We start from the raw sequence: 15,094 nt of genomic DNA on the forward strand, positions 1-15,094 counted from the left end.
ATAGGTCAACGCCGCTCATATGAGCGCGAGGAAGGGGCTAGGCATGCGTGCCGCCATCGTCGACCGGCCCGGTGAGATCAGGGTCGGCGAGGTGCCCGATCCGAAACCCGGAGAACGTCAGGTCGTCGTCAAGGTCGGAGCGTGCGGGATCTGCGGGACCGACCTGCACATCGCGGACGGGCACTTCCCGCCCACCCCGTACCCCATCGTCCCCGGTCACGAGTTCGCCGGGGAGATCGTCGAGCTCGGCGCGGACGTGCCGGGCGAGTGGAAGATCGGCGACCGCGTCGCCGTCGACCCGTCCCTGTTCTGCGGCTACTGCGGCCCGTGCCGTGCGGGCCACGGCAACCTCTGCGCGAACTGGGGCGCCACCGGCGACACCGTCGACGGCGCCTTCGCGGAGTTCGTCGCCGTCCCGTCGGCCAACTGCTACCGCATGCCCGACTCGATGACGTGGGAGCAGGGCGCGCTGGTCGAGCCCGTCTCCTGCGCGGTGCACGGCGTGCGCCGCGTCGGCGTCGAGGCCGGCGAACGGTTCCTGGTCGTCGGCGCCGGCACGATGGGCCTGATCATGCAGCAGCTGCTGCAGCGCTCCGGCGCGCAGGTCACGGTGGTCGACCGCAACGCGGCCCGGCTGCCGCGGGCGACCAGCCTCGGCGCCGTCGCCACCGCGACCGACGTCGGCGAGCTGAACGGCGAGAAGTTCGACGTCGCCGTCGACGCCACCGGCGCCGCCCCCGCCATCGAAGCCGCTTTCGACTCGATCCGGCGCGGCGGCCGGCTGCTCGTCTTCGGCGTCGCACCGGCCGAGGCCCGCGTCGCGCTTTCGCCGTTCCGCATCTACAACGACGAAATCACCGTGGTCGGCTCGATGGCCGTGCTGCACAGCTTCGGCACCGCGCTCGACCTCGTCGCCGGCGGCGCGATCGACACCGATTCGCTGCTCACGGACACGCTGCCGCTGGAGCAGTACCCCGAAGCGCTGGCCAAGATGCGCAGCGGCTCGGGCCTCAAGGTCCAAGTACTCCCGGGAGGCGGCCGTGCGTAAGCTCCTCACCCTCCTCGCCGCGACGTCGCTGCTGGCCACCGGCTGCGCGGGCGCCGGCTCGATCGGCACCGGGGGCAGCACGCTCGTCATCGCGATCGTGTCCAACCCGCAGATGAAGGACGCGATCTCGCTCGCGCCGGAGTTCGAAAAGGCCACCGGCATCAACCTGAAGTTCGTGTCGCTGCCGGAAAACCAGGCCCGCGCGAAGATCACCGCGTCGACCGCCACCGAGGGCGGCGAGTTCGACGTCGTCATGATCAGCAACTACGAGGCCCCGCAGTGGGCGGCCAACGGCTGGCTCGAGAACCTCGAACCGCACATGGCGGCCACCCAGGGCTACGACGAAGGCGACTTCATCCCCAGCATCAAGCAGTCGCTGTCCTACCAGAACCAGATGTACGCGGTGCCGTTCTACGGCGAGTCGTCGTTCCTGGCCTACCGCAAGGACCTCTTCGAGAAGGCCGGGATCACCATGCCGGCCAAGCCGACGTGGCAGCAGATCGCCGAGTACGCCGCGAAGCTCGACGACAAGGCCAACGGCGTCAGCGGCATCTGCCTGCGCGGCAAGCCCGGCTGGGGCGAGAGCCTCGCGCCGTTCACGACCGTGGCGAACACCTTCGGCGCGCAGTGGTTCGACAAGGACTGGAACGCCAAGCTGACGTCGCCGGAGTTCAAGGAAGCCGCGAACTTCTACGTCAACCTGATCCGCGATCACGGCGAAGTCGGCGCCTCCAGCGCCGGGTTCTCCGAGTGCGGCACGCGCTACACGCAGGGCCAGGCCGCGATGTGGTACGACGCGACGGTCATGGCGGGCACGAACGAGGACCCGTCGAGCAGCAAGATCGTCGGCAAGTCCGGCTACGCGCCCGCCCCGGTCGTCAAGACGCAGGCCAGCGGCTGGCTCTACACCTGGGCGCTGGGCATCCCGAAGGTCGCCAAGGACAAGGACGCGGCCTGGAAGTTCATGGCCTGGATGACCGACAAGGCGTACGTGCAGAAGGTCGGCCAGACCTACGGCTGGAACCGCGTCCCGCCGGGCGTGCGCCAGTCGACCTACGGCATCCCCGACTACGCGAAGGCCGCCGCGGCCTACGCGAAGCCGACGCTGGACGGCATCGCGGACGCGAACCAGCAGAAGGCCATGGCGAACCCGGTGCCCTACCCCGGCATCCAGTTCGTCGGCATCCCCGAGTTCCAGGACCTGGGCACCCGGGTGAGCCAGCAGCTGTCGGCGGCGATCGCCGGCCGCGAGTCCGTTGACGACGCGTTGAAGCAGTCCCAGGACTACGCCCAGACGGTGGGCGACTCCTACAAGGCGGTGCAGTGATGTCCACGCTCTCCGTAGACACGCCCCAGTCCCACACCCACGCGAAGGTCGAGGAGAAGAAGGGCCTGAGCACGGCGGCCAAGCGGCGGCTGCCGCTGCTGCCCGCGCTGATCTTCGTCATCGCGGTGACGCAGCTGCCCTTCCTGCTCACCGTGTTCTACTCGTTCCAGTCGTGGAACCTGGTCCGGCCGGGTTCGCGGCACTTCGTCGGCCTCGACAACTACATCGACGTCTTCAGCGACACGACGTTCCTGGTCGCACTGCTCAACACGGTGGTGCTGACCGTCGTGTGCGTGCTGGTCGCGCTGCTGCTCGGCCTCGGCCTGGCGATCCTGCTGGACCGGAAGTTCTTCGGCCGCGGCGTCGTCCGGACGCTGCTGATCACTCCGTTCCTGATCCTGCCGGCGGCCGGCGCGCTGCTGTGGAAGACGACGATGTTCGACCCGACCTACGGGTTGCTGCACTTCGTCTTCGGCACCGACGTCGACTGGCTTTCGGAGTTCCCGCTGGCCTCGGTGATGGCGCAGATCGTGTGGCAGTGGACGCCGTTCATGATGCTGCTCATCCTCGCGGGCCTGCAGAGCCAGTCCAAGGAGGTCCTCGAAGCGGCCTCTGTGGACGGTGCCAGCCGGTGGCGCACGTTCGTCTCCATCACGCTGCCGCACCTGTCCCGGTTCCTGCAGCTGGCGACGCTGCTGGGCGCGATCTACATCGTGAACAGCTTCGACGCGATCTTCCTGATGACCCAGGGCGGGCCGGGCACGGCGAGCACCAACCTGCCGTACTACATCTACCAGCGCGCGTTCGAAGGCTTCGACGTCGGCCAGTCGTCGGCGATGGGCGTGATCGTCGTGATCCTGACGATGATCGTCGCGACCTTTGCGCTGCGCTTGATGTTCCGCACCTTCTCCGTGAGCGGAGGCGTGAAATGACTGCCGCTGTCGCAAGCCGTCCGCGCAAGCGCGCCTACGGGAAGGGGTCGCTGACCCTGGCGACCTGGGTGCTGGCCATCCTCTTCGTCTTCCCGCTGCTGTGGATGATCCTCACGGCGTTCAAGCAGGAAGCGGACGCCTACACCGACCCGCCGAAACTGCTGTTCAGCCCGACGTTCGACCAGATCTCGAACGTCCTCAACGGCGGGTTCCTGCCGTACGTGTCGAACTCGGCGTTCGTCACGATCCTGTCGACGATCCTGGTGCTGCTCTTCGGTGTCCCGGCGGCGTATGCGCTGTCGCTGGCGCCGGTGAAGGGCACGTCGAACGCCCTGGGCTTCTTCCTCTCGACGAAGATGCTGCCGATCGTCGCGGCGATCATCCCGCTGTACATCATCTCCCAGAACACGGAGCTGTTGGACACGGTGTGGGCGCTGGTCATCCTCTACACGTCGATGAACCTGCCGCTCGCCATCTGGATGATGCGGTCGTTCTTCCTGGAAGTCCCGCACGAGATGATCGAGGCGGGCCGCATCGACGGCGCCAACCTGCCGACGCTGCTGCGCAAGATCATCATGCCGGTGGTCGCGCCCGGGATCGCGGCGACGGCGCTGATCTGCGTGATCTTCTCCTGGACCGAGTTCTTCTACGCGGTCAACCTGACGGCGGCGCGCGCCGGCACCGTGCCGGTGTTCCTCGTCGGGTTCATCACCAGTGAGGGCCTGTACTGGGCCCAGCTTTCCGCCGCCGCGCTGCTGGCCTCGCTGCCGGTGATGATCGTCGGCTGGATCGCGCAGAACCACCTCGTCCGGGGCCTGTCGATGGGAGCGGTGAAGTAGTCATGGCCGGAGTGAGCTACGAACAGGCGTCGCGGATCTACCCGGGCGCCCAGGAAGTGCGCGCGGTCGACAAGCTCGACCTCGCCGTGCCGGACGGCGAGTTCCTGGTGCTGGTCGGGCCTTCGGGCTCGGGCAAGTCGACGGCCCTGCGGATGCTCGCCGGGCTCGAGGACGTCGACGAGGGCGCCATCCACATCGGCGACCGGGACGTCACGAACCTGCCGCCGAAGGACCGGGACATCGCGATGGTGTTCCAGTCCTACGCGCTGTACCCGCACATGACGGTGGCCGAGAACATGGGCTTCGCGCTGAAGCTGCGTGGACTGTCCAAAGCGGACATCGACGCCAAGGTGGCCGAAGCGGCGAAGCTGCTGGACCTGTCGAAGTTCCTGGAGCGCAAGCCGAAGGCGCTGTCGGGCGGGCAGCGGCAGCGCGTCGCGATGGGCCGGGCGATCGTGCGCGAGCCGAGCGTGTTCCTGATGGACGAACCACTGTCCAACCTGGACGCGAAGCTGCGGGTGGAGACGCGCGCGAACATCGCCCAGCTGCAACAGCGGCTCGGGACGACGACCATCTACGTCACGCACGACCAGGTCGAGGCGATGACGATGGGTGACCGGGTGGCGGTCCTGAAGGACGGCGTGCTGCAGCAGTGCGCGTCGCCGCGCGAGTTGTACGAGAACCCGAAGAACTCGTTCGTGGCGGGGTTCATCGGCTCACCGGCGATGAACCTGGCGACACTGCCGCTGACCGAAGGCGGCGTCAAGCTGGGTGACGTCGTGCTGCCGCTGCCGCGGTCGGTGCTCTCCGCGGCAGGTGACCTGCGTGAGGTGGTGTTCGGGGTGCGCCCGGAGTCGCTGGAGCTGGTCTCCGAAGGCGGCTTCGAGCTGGTGGTGGAGCTGGTCGAGGAGCTGGGCGCGGACGCCTACCTGCACGGCAAGGTGGGCGACGACCGGTTCGTCGTCCGCGTCGACGGCCGCACGCCGCCGCGGATGGGCGACAACGTCCGGGTCGGCCTGCGCGGCGAAGGCGAAACCCACGCCTTCAACCCGGAGACGACCCTCCGCCTCTCCTGAAAGAACAGACCACGGCCACCTCGCGGGAAACCCCTTGCCCGCGAGGTGGCCGTTTCCGTCGCTACTCCTGCAGGGAGAGGGCCTGGCTGGGGCAGACGTGCACCGCTTCGCGGGCCTTTTCGACCAGCGCGCCCTCGGGCGTTTCGTTCAGGACGATGACCGTGCCGTCGTCCTCGCTCTGGTCGAACAGGTCGGGCTCGGTGAGCACGCACTGACCGGCGCCGACGCACTTGCCGGTGTCCGCGATGATCTTCATGGTTCTCTCCTGTGGTGGGATGGCCCTTCGATCTCTACCAGGTCACCGGCAGCCGGTACAGGCCGTAGATGTTCGCGTCGTCCTTGAACGGCAGGTCGTCCACCGGCGCGGCCAGTCCGAGCGAAGGAACGCGCCGGAACAGCGTGTCGAACACGATCTGCAGCTCCATCCGGGCGAGGTTCTGGCCCAGGCACTGGTGCGGCCCGAAACCGAACGCCACGTGGTGGCGCGCGCCCCGCTCGATGTCGAGCTCGTCCGGGTCGGAGAACGCCCGCGGGTCGCGGTTGGCCGCGTAGCCGAGCGCCAGGACGCCTTCGCCGGCGCGGATCAGCTGCCCGCCGACCTCGATGTCCTCGACGCACAGGCGCGCGGTGGCCGCGTCGACGATCGTCCAGTAGCGCAGCATCTCCTCGACGGCGTCGAGCGTCTTGCCCGGGTCGGCCTTGATCACCGCGAGCTGTTCCGGGTTGCGCAGGAACGCCACGGTGGACAGCGAGATCATGTTCGCCGTCGTCTCGTGCCCGGCCACCAGCAGCAGGAACCCGGTCGCCGCCAGCGACTCCCGGCGGTACGTGCCGTCCTCGCGGAGCTTGACGATCTGCCTGCCGAGCAGGTCGTCCGGCGGGTTCTGCTCCTTCTCCGCGATGAGGTCCGCCATGTAGCCGCGGATGGTGTCGAACGCCGCCCGCCGTTCCTCGGGCGGTGTCGCGCGCTTGATGAGCTTCGCCGTGTGGGTCTGGAAGAAGTCGTGGTCGGCGTAGGGCACGCCCAGCATCTCGCAGATCACGAGCGAAGGGATCGGCAGCGACAGCTTCTCCACCAGGTCGCCGGGCTTCGGCCCGGCCAGCAGCGCGTCGATCTGCCCGTCGACGATCTCCTGGATCCGCGGCCGCAGCGCCTCCATCCGGCGCACGGTGAACTCGCCGAGCACGGCCTTGCGCGCCGGGCCGTGCTCGGGCGCGTCCATGGTGATCATCGTGCGTTCGTCGCCCTGGCGGCGGAACCCGCCCTTGACCAGCTGCGGGAAGTCCGGGTGCTGCCGGTCGGCGCTGAACCGCCGGTCGTTCAGCACGGTCCGGACGTCCTCGAGCCGGGTGACGACCCAGGCGTGGCCGCCGTCGGGCAGCCGGACCCGCTCGACGGAGCCGCCCTCGCGGATCTCCTCGTACGCCGGCGGCGGTGCGAACGGGCACGTGCGGGTCATCGGGAACTCGTGCTTTTCGACGGTGGTCATGGCGTCCCCCTCACCAGGTCACGGGCAGGCAGTAGAGGCCGAAGATCTGCGAGTCGTGCTTGAACGGCAGCTGGTCGACCGGCGCGGCCAGCTTCAGCTCCGGAATGCGGCGGAACAGCGTGTCGAAGACGATCTGCAGCTCCATCCGGGCCAGGTTCTGCCCGAGGCACTGGTGCGGGCCGAACCCGAACGCGACGTGGTGGCGGGCGCCGCGTTCGAGGTCGAGCTTGTCGGCGTCCTCGAACGCGCTTTCGTCGCGGTTGCCGGAGTAGCTCAGGCCCAGGACACCCTCGCCCGCACGGATCAGCTGCCCGCCGATCTCGACGTCTTCGGTGGCGACGCGCGACGTCGCGAACTCCGCGATCGTGAAGTACCGCAGCAGCTCCTCGACGGCGTCGAGCGTCTTGCCGGGGTCGTTCTTGATGAGCTCGAGCTGGTCGGGGTTCTCCAGCAGCGCGACGGTGCCGAGCGAGATCATGTTCGCCGTCGTCTCGTGCCCGGCGAGGAGCAGGAGGAACGCCAGCGAGACCAGCGAGTCGTGGTCGACGTCGCCGTGCTCCTCGCGCTGCTTGAGGACCTGGCGGCCGAGGAGGTCGTCGGTCGGGTCGGCTTCCTTGGCGCTGACCAGCTGGTCGAGGTAACCCTGCATCTCTTCGACCGCCTGCATGCGCGCTTGCTGCGTCACCTCCCGGTTCAGCAGGGTGGAGCTGCGCGACTGAAAGAAGTCGTGGTCGGCGTACGGGACGCCGAGCTGCTCGCAGATGACCAGCGACGGCACCGGCAGGCTCAGCGCCGAGACGAGGTCAGCGGGCTTCGGGCCGGCGAGGATCGCGTCGATGTGCTCGTCGACGATCTGCTGGATCCGCGGCTGCAGCGCCTTCATCCGCTTGACGGTGAACTCGCCGACGACCTCGCGGCGGGCGGCGCCGTGCTCCGGCGGGTCCATGTTGATCAGCGACGCGGTGAAGCGGCGGCGCTGCGGGCGGCCCTCGCGGGTCAGGATGGGGAAGCCCGGGTTGAACCGGTTCGAGCTGAACCGCGGGTCGGTCAGCATCTCGCGGACCTCTTCCAGCCGGGTGATGGCCCACGCCTCGGAGCCGTCGGGCAGGCCGACGCGCTGGACCGGACCTGCCGCGCGCAGCTTCTCGTATGACGGCGGCGGGGCGAACGGGCACGTGCGGGCGAGCGGGAAGACGTCGCCCTTCGTGGTGGGTTCGGCGACTTCGGTCATTTCGGGCCCCCTAAATCGGACGTAACGTATGCGGAGGATTACATTCCGGTTCTAGTCCCCAAGGTACCGAAGTGGAAGGAAGTCGTCCACTAGCTAACGGGTGACCCACTGGAGTTCGAGTGCGTGGCCCCCTGACCATGCGAGAATCACCCCGCGCGATTCAGCGAGAGGCGAACGGCATGACGGCAGACCCCGAGACCACCCTGCGGGCGGACGCGCGGCGCAACCGCGATCAGATCCTGGCCGCCGCGAAGAGCATCTTCGCCCTCTCCGGGCCCGAAGTGCCGATGGAGGAGATCGCCCGCGCCGCCGGCGTCGGTGTCGGCACGCTGTACCGCCGGTTCCCCGACCGTGACGCGCTGGTCCGCGCGGTCGCGATGGACAACTTCGAGCGCGTGCTCGTCGACGCCAGGGTGATCGCCGCCGAGGAGACGTCCGCGTGGCGTGCGCTGGAGCGGCTGCTGCGCCAGTCGGTGGAGCTGCAGCTGAGCGTCCAGCTGGCGATGGTGTCGCAGCGGGCGCTGGTCATCCTGAAGAGCGACCCCGAGGTCCGGCGGCTGCGCGACGAGATCCTGGCGGTCCTCGACGAGTTCGTCGACGGCGCCAAGGCCGAGGGCATGCTGCGCCCGGACGTCGGCGCGGGCGACATCGCGATCCTGTTCGCGACGCTCCTGCGGCAGATGCGCGCGAAGTCGCCGGAAGTGGCGGAGATGGCGGCTCGCCGGTGCGTCGGAATCATGATCGACGGGCTTTCGGCGCGGCCGGGCTCGGAACTGCCCGGGCGGCCGATCACGTCGCACGATCTGGATCCCGCGGACGACCACACCTGATTCTCAGATTCGCGTGTTAAGGTCCCGCCTCGTTCTGCCGGACATCAGGCTGCGGGCGGGAAAATGCGACGAAGAATGCTGGCCGCGTTGTGGGCGATTCCCTTTCTCGTGCTCGCCGGCTGCGGCGACGGCCCGGTGGGCGGCGTGGCCGCGCCGGCCTCGGTCCCGGTGCCGGCGACCACCTCGCCGTCTTCGTCGTCACCGCCGTCTTCGCCGGCCTCTACCACGCCTTCTTCCCGTGCGGCAGTACCGGCTCCGGCCGCACCGTCGACGACGCCGGTGCGCGGCTGCCGCAGCCCGGAGTTCTCGACGAGCGACCCCGACGGCGGCTGGTCGGACGGCGGCTACTACGTCCACAACAACATGTGGAACTCCGACGAGGCGGGCCCGGAAACGCTGCGGGCGTGCGCGTACGACAACTGGTACGTGGATTCCAGCCAGCCCGATTCGACGTCGGTGAAAACCTACCCGAACGTCCACAAGGACATTAACGACCTCAACGGAAAACCGTTCAACGACTATTCGGTGATCAAATCGACGTTCGCCGGCCGCGGTCCGGGTGTCGGCATCTACGACGTGGCGTACGACCTGTGGCTGAACGGCGTCGGCGACGGCCCGGGTGTCAGCGAGCTGATGGTGTGGACGGAGAACCTGAAGCAGGTCCCGTCGGGCGACAAGCTGACGACGTACACGGCGGCCGGAGAGACGTACGACGTCTGGGCGAACGACGGCGGCTACCTGGCGTTCGTATCCCGCGCGACGCAGTACTCGGGAAGCGTGGACCTGAAGGCGATGATCGCGTGGGCGATCGGCAAGGGCCTCATCCCGGCGAACCCGACGGTCAACCAGATCGGCTACGGCATCGAGTTCTGCTCAACGGGCGGCGGCAAGGCCCGGTTCACGTTGACGGACTTCTCGGTGACGATGAGCTAGCGGGCGTACCGCAGGATCGTCCGCTGCGACGGGCGGAACAGCGGCCAGCCGACCACGAGGTTTGTCACTGTCAGCCCGACGGCGACGAGCGGAAGCATCAGGTAGAGAGCGATCGCCGGGGTCACCGGGTGCACGTTCGCCGGATGCGGGGCGTCGTTCCAGGTGATGTTCGCCGTGAAGGTGGCGCCGAAGAAGAGGGTGCACAGCAACGAAGCGACGGCGGCCACCGCCTGGGCGGTGGCCTCCGTCGTCGGGAACTCAGACGCCCAGGGGGTGCCAGACCGTCTTGGCCTCCAGATACCTCCGCAGCCGGGTCAGGTCGGGGGCTGCTGTCCAGTCCGGCTCGGATGCCGGGACCGTCAGCACTCGCTTCACCGTGTTCGCCGCTTCGCGTGCCAACCCTGGGCGGTCCTCCGGGGTCGCCCCCGTCGGGTCCAGGGCATTGACGTCGCCGTGCGATGCCAGCCATGGGCCCAGCTCGGCTGCGTGGCCCGTCAGGATGTTCGCCACTCCGCCCGGGACGTCCGACGTTGCCAGGACCTCCGACAGGGTGATCGCCGGCAACGGACGTTCCGCGCTCGAGACCACCACCGCCGTCGAGCCGGTCGCCAGGACCGGGGCCAGGACCTCGACCAGGCCCAGCAGGGACGACTGCTGCGGCGCCAAGACGCCCACCACGCCCGTCGGCTCCGGGACCGTGAACGAGAAGTACGGGCCCGCCACCGGGTTCGCCGCGCCGAGGACCGTCGCGATCTTGTCCGTCCAGCCCGCGTACCAGACCCAGCGGTCGATCGCCGCGTCCACGATGGACTCGGCCTTCTTCGCGGTCAGGCCCTCGGACGCCGACACCTCGGCGATGAACTGGTCACGGCGGCCTTCCAGCACCTCGGCCACCCGGTAGAGCACCTGGCCGCGGTTGTAGGCCGTCGCCGCCGACCAGCCCGGGAACGCCTTGCGGGCCGCCACCACCGCGTCGCGGACGTCCTTGCGGGACGCGTGCGCCGCGTTCGCCAGGAACTTGCCCTTCGGGTCCGTCACCGGGTAGACCCGGCCCGACTCCGATCGCGGGAACTTGCCGCCGATGTACAGCTTGTACGTCTTGGCGACGGAAATCCGGTCAGACATCGAGGTAGGCCTCCAAGCCGGTGCGGCCGCCTTCGCGCCCGAAGCCGGATTCCTGGTAGCCGCCGAACGGCGCGGCGGGGTCGAAGCGGTTGAAGGTGTTGGCCCAGACCACGCCGGCGCGCAGCTGGTTCGCCATCCACAGGATCCGGGAGCCCTTTTCGGTCCAAATACCGGCCGACAGCCCGTACGGCGTGTTGTTCGCCTTCGCGACGGCCTCGTCCGGCGTGCGGAACGTCAGCACCGACAGCACCGGGCCGAAGATCTCTTCACGCGCGATGCGCATCGACTGGTGGACGTTCGCGAACACCGTCGGGGCGAAGAAGAACCCGCGGTCCGGCACCGGGCAGGGACTGGTCCAGCGCTGCGCGCCCTCGGCGTCGCCGGACTCGACGAGCCCGCGGATCTTCGCCAGCTGCTCGGCCGAGTTGATCGCGCCGATGTCCGTGTTCTTGTCCAGCGGGTCGCCGATGCGCAGCGTGGACACCCGGTAGCGCAGCTTCTCCAGCACCTCTTCGGCGATCGACTCCTGGACCAGCAGCCGCGAGCCCGCGCAGCAGACGTGGCCCTGGTTGAAGAAGATGCCGTTGACGATGCCTTCGACGGCCTGGTCGAGCGGCGCGTCCTCGAAGACGACGTTCGCCGCCTTGCCGCCCAGCTCGAGGGTCAGCCTCTTCGGCGTGCCCGCGACCTGGCGCTGGATCGCCTTGCCGACCTCGGTCGAGCCGGTGAACGCGATCTTGTCGATGCCGGCGTGCTCCACAATGGACGCGCCGATGTCGCCCGCGCCCGGCAGGATGTTGACGACGCCCGGCGGCAGCTCCGCCTGCTGGCAGATCTCCGCGAACACCAGCGCGGTCAACGGGGTCGTCTCCGCGGGCTTGAGGACCACGGTGTTACCGGTGGCCAGCGCCGGGGCGATCTTCCAGGCCAGCATCAGCAGCGGGAAGTTCCACGGGATGATCTGGCCCGCGACGCCCAGGGGCTTCGGGTTGGGCCCGTAGCCCGCGTATTCCAGCTTGTCCGCCCAGCCGGCGTGGTAGAAGAAGTGCGCCGCCGCCGTCGGGACGTCGGAGTCGCGCGACTCCTTGATCGGCTTGCCGTTGTCGAGGCTCTCCAGCACCGCCAGTTCGCGTGAGCGCTCCTGGATCAGCCGCGCGATGCGGAAGAGGTACTTGGCGCGCTCGGTGCCCGGCATCTTGGACCACACCGAGTCGTACGCCTTGCGCGCGGCCTTCACCGCGGTGTCCACATCGGACTTCGACGCGGTGCCGACCTCGGCGAGGACCTCTTCGGTGGCCGGGTTGATGGTCTTGAGCGGCTCACCCGAGCCGTCGACGAACTGGCCGTTGACGAACGGCTTGTAGTGGTCCTTCAGGTTCGCGATGGCGCGCGACTCGGGCGCCGGTGCGTACTCGAAAACGGGCATCAGTCCACCGTCACGTAGTCGGGGCCGCTGTAGTGGCCGTCCACCTGGGTGCGGCGCTGCAGCAGCAGGTCGTTGAGCAGGCTGGACGCGCCGAAGCGGAACAGGTCCGGGACCAGCCACTGCTCGCCGGCGACCTCGTGCACCGCGACGAGGTACTTGATCGCGTCCTTCGTCGTCCGGATGCCGCCCGCGGGCTTGACGCCGCGCAGCTCGCCGGTCGTCACGAACCAGTCGCGGACGGCCTGCAGCATGATGTGCGTGACCGGCAGCGTCGCGGCGGGGGAGACCTTGCCGGTGGACGTCTTGATGAAGTCGCCGCCGGCCAGCAGTGCCAGCCACGACGCCCGGCGCACGTTGTCGTAGGTCGCCAGCTCGCCGGTCTCGAGGATGACCTTCAGGTGGGCGTCGCCGCACGCGGCCTTGATCGCCTGGATCTCCTCGAAGACGTCCATGTACCGGCCTTCGAGGAAGGCGCCGCGGTCGATCACCATGTCGACTTCGTGCGCGCCCGCGTCGACGGCGATCTTGGTGTCGGCCAGCTTGATCTCGCGGCTGGTGCGCCCGGCGGGGAAGCCGGTGGCGACGCTCGCGACGTGCACCCCGCTGCCCTTGAGCGCTTCGACGGCCGTGGCGACCATGTCCGGGTACACGCAGACGGCGGCGACGCGCGGGGTGTCCTGGCGCTCGGGATCGGGGCGGACCGCCTTCGCGGCGAGCGCCCGGACCTTGCCGTGGGTGTCGGCGCCCTCCAGCGTGGTCAGGTCGACCATGGAGATGGCGGTGTCGATGGCCCACCGCTTGGCGTCCTTCTTGATGCTGCGCGTGCCGAGGCCCGCCGCGCGCTGCTCGACGCCGACCTGGTCGACACCGGGCAGCCCGAGCAGGAACCGGCGCAGGCTCGCTTCGTCGCGAGTCGCGTCCGCCAGCGGTGCCGGGGTGGCCGGCGCCGCTGACGTGCTGGTCGTGGCTGTCATGCCGCTGAGTCTAGGCGGCGGGTCCGACAGTGTGCGGGGTCCGGAGGTGGGTCACTCGGTGTGACGTTATCGGCAGGTCGTGTCACGTTGGTGGCCGGGGACCAAGGAATGTCGCAACAACTGTGGTTCTATTTAGGCGAGAAAAGTGGTTGGCGCGGGTTGGGAGCCGAGATGACTGCTCTGCCTGACTGGATGGAGCTTCCGGTCACGGGCTTGAGTGTCGCCGATTACGATGCGTTGCCAGAAGAAATCTGCCGTCGCATCGAGATCGTTGATGGAGCCATCGTCGTGAACCCGGCACCTCGCCGCCCGCACCAGATCTTCGCCAGACGGTTGGCGAACGTCCTCGAGGCGGCATCCGGCCCTGACCTCGAGGTCGCCACCGACGTCGACCTGCGGCTGCGTGACGTGCCGCTGCTCAACCGGCGTCCGGATGTCGTGGTGTACAGCTCGAGCTTGCCGGGCGAAGCGGTGCTCAGGCCGGAACATTGCAGTCTCGTGGTCGAGGTCATGTCACCCGGCTCGGTCACCGCGGACCAGATCGACAAGCCCGGCGAGTACGCCGCCGGTGGGATCCAGCACTTCTGGCGCGTCGAGAACACCGACGACCCCGGGAAGCTCCGTGTCTTCCGCTACCAGCTCGACCCCACGACCAAGACCTACGCGCCCGCGGCCGTGCACGACGGGCCGTTCACCGTGACCGACCCCTTCACGGTGAACGTCGACCTCGCCGGGCTGCTCTAAGCGCCTTCGATCTGCGGTGGTTCCGACCGCTTGGCCGGCTTCCGGTAGACGACGACCCCGCCCCAGAACCCGAGCCCGTTGATCTTCACCGTCGGTGCGGTCGGCGGTGCGGGTGGTGCCCCCGACTTGTCCTCCAGCACGAACCCGCCCATGAAGCCGATTCCCGTGACGTCCACGTTGATGTCGTCCGGGACCGTGATCTGGATGCCGCCCATGATGGCCACGGCCGTGATCGTGCACTGGCGGTCCGCGAAACGGGCTTGGCGCAGGTCGATCTCCGTGCCGCCCCAGAACGCGAAGCTGTTGTGTTGCGGGGGGAGGACCCAGCTGCCCTTGCGGACCGCGCCCGACAGCACGCCGATCGACACCGGGCTGCCCGGGTGGCCGCCGATGCGCTGGTCCGGGAAGGCCAGCGCCCGCGTGGTCGCCGGCTCGATGGCCGCCGGCGACGTGGGGAGGTCCGCCGTCACCGGTTTGAGTTCGCCGAGCGTCTTCGCCGCGTAGACCGTCGAGAGCCGCTCTTCCAGCTCGTTCACCGTGATCCGCCCTTCCGAGAGGGCGTTGTGCAGCACCTGCGCGACGCGTTCACGGTCCGCGTCGGAAGCCCGCATCTGGTCGGGCGTCAGTTCGCTCACCCGGGGCAGCCTAGCGGCGAAAACCACCCTGTGTGTCCATCTTCCGGAGGACACTGAGCCCATGGTCGAGTTTCCGGACGGCACCCGCGTACGAGGCCGGGGGCTGGGCAAGCCACGCCCGGAGGGACCCGAGCCGGATTTCGGGCTCTACCTGGGTACGAGCCGGCTGCGGCGCAAGCACGGTGGCGGCATCACGTGGCCGCACGAGTGGATCACCTGGCCGGACTTCCTGCTGCCCGTCAACCCCGAAGAAGCCCGCGAAAAGATCAAAGCCCTCCACGCGCGTGCCAAGACCGAATCCGTCGAAGTCGCCTGTTACGGCGGCGCGGGGCGCACCGGCACGGTCATGGCCTGCCTGGCGATCCTGTCCGGCGTCCCCGCACACCAAGCCGTCGCCTGGACACGAGAGCACTACCACGAACGCGCCGTCGAAACGCCCTGGCAGCGCGGCTGGGTGAAGAGCTTCGCGAAACGACTAGATTGA

Annotated in this window: 17 protein-coding genes; 9 read left to right on the plus strand and 8 right to left on the minus strand. The window is 68.8% G+C overall.

Translation table 11 applies throughout. From position 1 onward, the window contains the following. The first annotated feature begins 43 nt into the window (after positions 1–43). From ACYVLJ_RS28195 to ACYVLJ_RS28215, 5 genes are read left to right on the plus strand one after another with little or no spacing between them, the layout of a single operon-like run. On the plus strand, positions 44–1,048 hold the full coding sequence (locus ACYVLJ_RS28195) for a zinc-dependent alcohol dehydrogenase family protein (protein ID WP_451977724.1): 1,005 nt from the start codon (positions 44–46) through the stop codon (positions 1,046–1,048). Further along, positions 1,041–2,375: an ABC transporter substrate-binding protein gene (locus ACYVLJ_RS28200; RefSeq protein WP_460440939.1), complete on the plus strand. Its 1,335-nt coding sequence runs from the start codon at positions 1,041–1,043 to the stop codon at positions 2,373–2,375. Before ACYVLJ_RS28195 ends, ACYVLJ_RS28200 begins: the two co-directional genes overlap by 8 nt. Further along, entirely contained in the window at positions 2,375–3,307 is a 933-nt protein-coding gene (locus ACYVLJ_RS28205) for a carbohydrate ABC transporter permease (protein WP_451977719.1), read from the plus strand. The genes ACYVLJ_RS28200 and ACYVLJ_RS28205 overlap by 1 nt, the downstream gene beginning before the upstream one ends. Next, a complete protein-coding gene (locus ACYVLJ_RS28210; RefSeq protein ID WP_451977716.1) occupies positions 3,304–4,146 on the plus strand; it encodes a carbohydrate ABC transporter permease in 843 nt (280 codons plus the stop codon). Before ACYVLJ_RS28205 ends, ACYVLJ_RS28210 begins: the two co-directional genes overlap by 4 nt. A 2-nt stretch (positions 4,147–4,148) precedes the next feature. After that, the gene (locus ACYVLJ_RS28215; protein WP_460440940.1) at positions 4,149–5,222 is read left to right on the plus strand and encodes an ABC transporter ATP-binding protein; all 1,074 of its coding nucleotides are present in this window, start codon (positions 4,149–4,151) and stop codon (positions 5,220–5,222) included. Between the two features lie 61 nt (positions 5,223–5,283). Here ACYVLJ_RS28215 and ACYVLJ_RS28220 read toward each other — a convergent pair whose 3' ends face one another. Genes ACYVLJ_RS28220 through ACYVLJ_RS28230 form a run of 3 tightly spaced genes read right to left on the minus strand, consistent with a single transcriptional unit; the run spans position 5,284 to position 7,943 of the window. Then, positions 5,284–5,478 (minus strand): ferredoxin, encoded by a 195-nt coding sequence (locus ACYVLJ_RS28220; protein ID WP_460440941.1) that lies wholly within the window; start codon positions 5,476–5,478, stop codon positions 5,284–5,286. 34 nt (positions 5,479–5,512) lie between these two features. Continuing rightward, positions 5,513–6,712 (minus strand): cytochrome P450, encoded by a 1,200-nt coding sequence (locus tag ACYVLJ_RS28225; protein WP_460440942.1) that lies wholly within the window; start codon positions 6,710–6,712, stop codon positions 5,513–5,515. Positions 6,713–6,722: 10 nt separating this feature from the next. After that, positions 6,723–7,943: a cytochrome P450 gene (locus ACYVLJ_RS28230; protein ID WP_451977707.1), complete on the minus strand. Its 1,221-nt coding sequence runs from the start codon at positions 7,941–7,943 to the stop codon at positions 6,723–6,725. 179 nt (positions 7,944–8,122) lie between these two features. Here ACYVLJ_RS28230 and ACYVLJ_RS28235 point away from each other — a divergent pair, with 179 nt between their 5' ends. Next, positions 8,123–8,773 (plus strand): TetR/AcrR family transcriptional regulator, encoded by a 651-nt coding sequence (locus ACYVLJ_RS28235; protein ID WP_460440943.1) that lies wholly within the window; start codon positions 8,123–8,125, stop codon positions 8,771–8,773. Positions 8,774–8,836: 63 nt separating this feature from the next. Then, on the plus strand, positions 8,837–9,706 hold the full coding sequence (locus ACYVLJ_RS28240) for a GH12 family glycosyl hydrolase domain-containing protein (RefSeq protein ID WP_451977701.1): 870 nt from the start codon (positions 8,837–8,839) through the stop codon (positions 9,704–9,706). On the opposite strand, the gene ACYVLJ_RS28245 is transcribed toward ACYVLJ_RS28240, so the two are convergent. From ACYVLJ_RS28245 to deoC, 4 genes are read right to left on the minus strand one after another with little or no spacing between them, the layout of a single operon-like run. After that, positions 9,703–9,933, minus strand: a complete 231-nt coding sequence (locus ACYVLJ_RS28245) for a hypothetical protein (RefSeq protein WP_460440944.1) — start codon at positions 9,931–9,933, stop codon at positions 9,703–9,705. The two genes, ACYVLJ_RS28240 and ACYVLJ_RS28245, sit on opposite strands and share 4 nt — an antisense overlap. A gap of 31 nt (positions 9,934–9,964) precedes the next feature. After that, entirely contained in the window at positions 9,965–10,831 is an 867-nt protein-coding gene (locus ACYVLJ_RS28250) for an aldehyde dehydrogenase family protein (RefSeq protein ID WP_460440945.1), read from the minus strand. Then, positions 10,824–12,257, minus strand: a complete 1,434-nt coding sequence (locus ACYVLJ_RS28255; RefSeq protein ID WP_460440946.1) for an aldehyde dehydrogenase family protein — start codon at positions 12,255–12,257, stop codon at positions 10,824–10,826. Before ACYVLJ_RS28255 ends, ACYVLJ_RS28250 begins: the two co-directional genes overlap by 8 nt. Beyond that, positions 12,257–13,231 carry a deoxyribose-phosphate aldolase gene (gene deoC, locus ACYVLJ_RS28260; RefSeq protein ID WP_451977691.1) on the minus strand — a complete coding sequence of 325 codons (975 nt, stop codon included), beginning with the start codon at positions 13,229–13,231 and terminating at the stop codon, positions 12,257–12,259. Before deoC ends, ACYVLJ_RS28255 begins: the two co-directional genes overlap by 1 nt. A gap of 108 nt (positions 13,232–13,339) precedes the next feature. On the opposite strand from deoC, the gene ACYVLJ_RS28265 reads away from it, so the two are divergent. Continuing rightward, positions 13,340–13,975, plus strand: a complete 636-nt coding sequence (locus ACYVLJ_RS28265) for a Uma2 family endonuclease (protein WP_460440947.1) — start codon at positions 13,340–13,342, stop codon at positions 13,973–13,975. Here ACYVLJ_RS28265 and ACYVLJ_RS28270 read toward each other — a convergent pair. After that, complete coding sequence (locus tag ACYVLJ_RS28270) at positions 13,972–14,586, minus strand: DUF1707 SHOCT-like domain-containing protein (RefSeq protein ID WP_451978168.1); 615 nt, start codon at positions 14,584–14,586, stop codon at positions 13,972–13,974. The genes ACYVLJ_RS28265 and ACYVLJ_RS28270 overlap by 4 nt on opposite strands. An 85-nt stretch (positions 14,587–14,671) precedes the next feature. Here ACYVLJ_RS28270 and ACYVLJ_RS28275 point away from each other — a divergent pair, with 85 nt between their 5' ends. Further along, complete coding sequence (locus ACYVLJ_RS28275; protein ID WP_451977685.1) at positions 14,672–15,094, plus strand: protein-tyrosine phosphatase family protein; 423 nt, start codon at positions 14,672–14,674, stop codon at positions 15,092–15,094.

This window comes from Amycolatopsis stemonae, from assembly GCF_054781455.1.

What these genes read in the sequence shown, in the direction of transcription:
- ACYVLJ_RS28195 (WP_451977724.1), top strand. Translation starts at nt 44, where the DNA reads ATGCGTGCCGCCATCGTCGACCGGCCCGGTGAGATCAGGGTCGGCGAG.
- ACYVLJ_RS28205 (WP_451977719.1), top strand. Translation starts at nt 2,375, where the DNA reads ATGTCCACGCTCTCCGTAGACACGCCCCAGTCCCACACCCACGCGAAG.
- ACYVLJ_RS28210 (WP_451977716.1), top strand. Translation starts at nt 3,304, where the DNA reads ATGACTGCCGCTGTCGCAAGCCGTCCGCGCAAGCGCGCCTACGGGAAG.
- ACYVLJ_RS28215 (WP_460440940.1), top strand. Translation starts at nt 4,149, where the DNA reads ATGGCCGGAGTGAGCTACGAACAGGCGTCGCGGATCTACCCGGGCGCC.
- ACYVLJ_RS28220 (WP_460440941.1), bottom strand. Translation starts at nt 5,478, where the DNA reads ATGAAGATCATCGCGGACACCGGCAAGTGCGTCGGCGCCGGTCAGTGC.
- ACYVLJ_RS28225 (WP_460440942.1), bottom strand. Translation starts at nt 6,712, where the DNA reads ATGACCACCGTCGAAAAGCACGAGTTCCCGATGACCCGCACGTGCCCG.
- ACYVLJ_RS28230 (WP_451977707.1), bottom strand. Translation starts at nt 7,943, where the DNA reads ATGACCGAAGTCGCCGAACCCACCACGAAGGGCGACGTCTTCCCGCTC.
- ACYVLJ_RS28235 (WP_460440943.1), top strand. Translation starts at nt 8,123, where the DNA reads ATGACGGCAGACCCCGAGACCACCCTGCGGGCGGACGCGCGGCGCAAC.
- ACYVLJ_RS28240 (WP_451977701.1), top strand. Translation starts at nt 8,837, where the DNA reads ATGCGACGAAGAATGCTGGCCGCGTTGTGGGCGATTCCCTTTCTCGTG.
- ACYVLJ_RS28250 (WP_460440945.1), bottom strand. Translation starts at nt 10,831, where the DNA reads ATGTCTGACCGGATTTCCGTCGCCAAGACGTACAAGCTGTACATCGGC.
- ACYVLJ_RS28255 (WP_460440946.1), bottom strand. Translation starts at nt 12,257, where the DNA reads ATGCCCGTTTTCGAGTACGCACCGGCGCCCGAGTCGCGCGCCATCGCG.
- deoC (WP_451977691.1), bottom strand. Translation starts at nt 13,231, where the DNA reads ATGACAGCCACGACCAGCACGTCAGCGGCGCCGGCCACCCCGGCACCG.
- ACYVLJ_RS28265 (WP_460440947.1), top strand. Translation starts at nt 13,340, where the DNA reads ATGTCGCAACAACTGTGGTTCTATTTAGGCGAGAAAAGTGGTTGGCGC.
- ACYVLJ_RS28270 (WP_451978168.1), bottom strand. Translation starts at nt 14,586, where the DNA reads ATGCGGGCTTCCGACGCGGACCGTGAACGCGTCGCGCAGGTGCTGCAC.
- ACYVLJ_RS28275 (WP_451977685.1), top strand. Translation starts at nt 14,672, where the DNA reads ATGGTCGAGTTTCCGGACGGCACCCGCGTACGAGGCCGGGGGCTGGGC.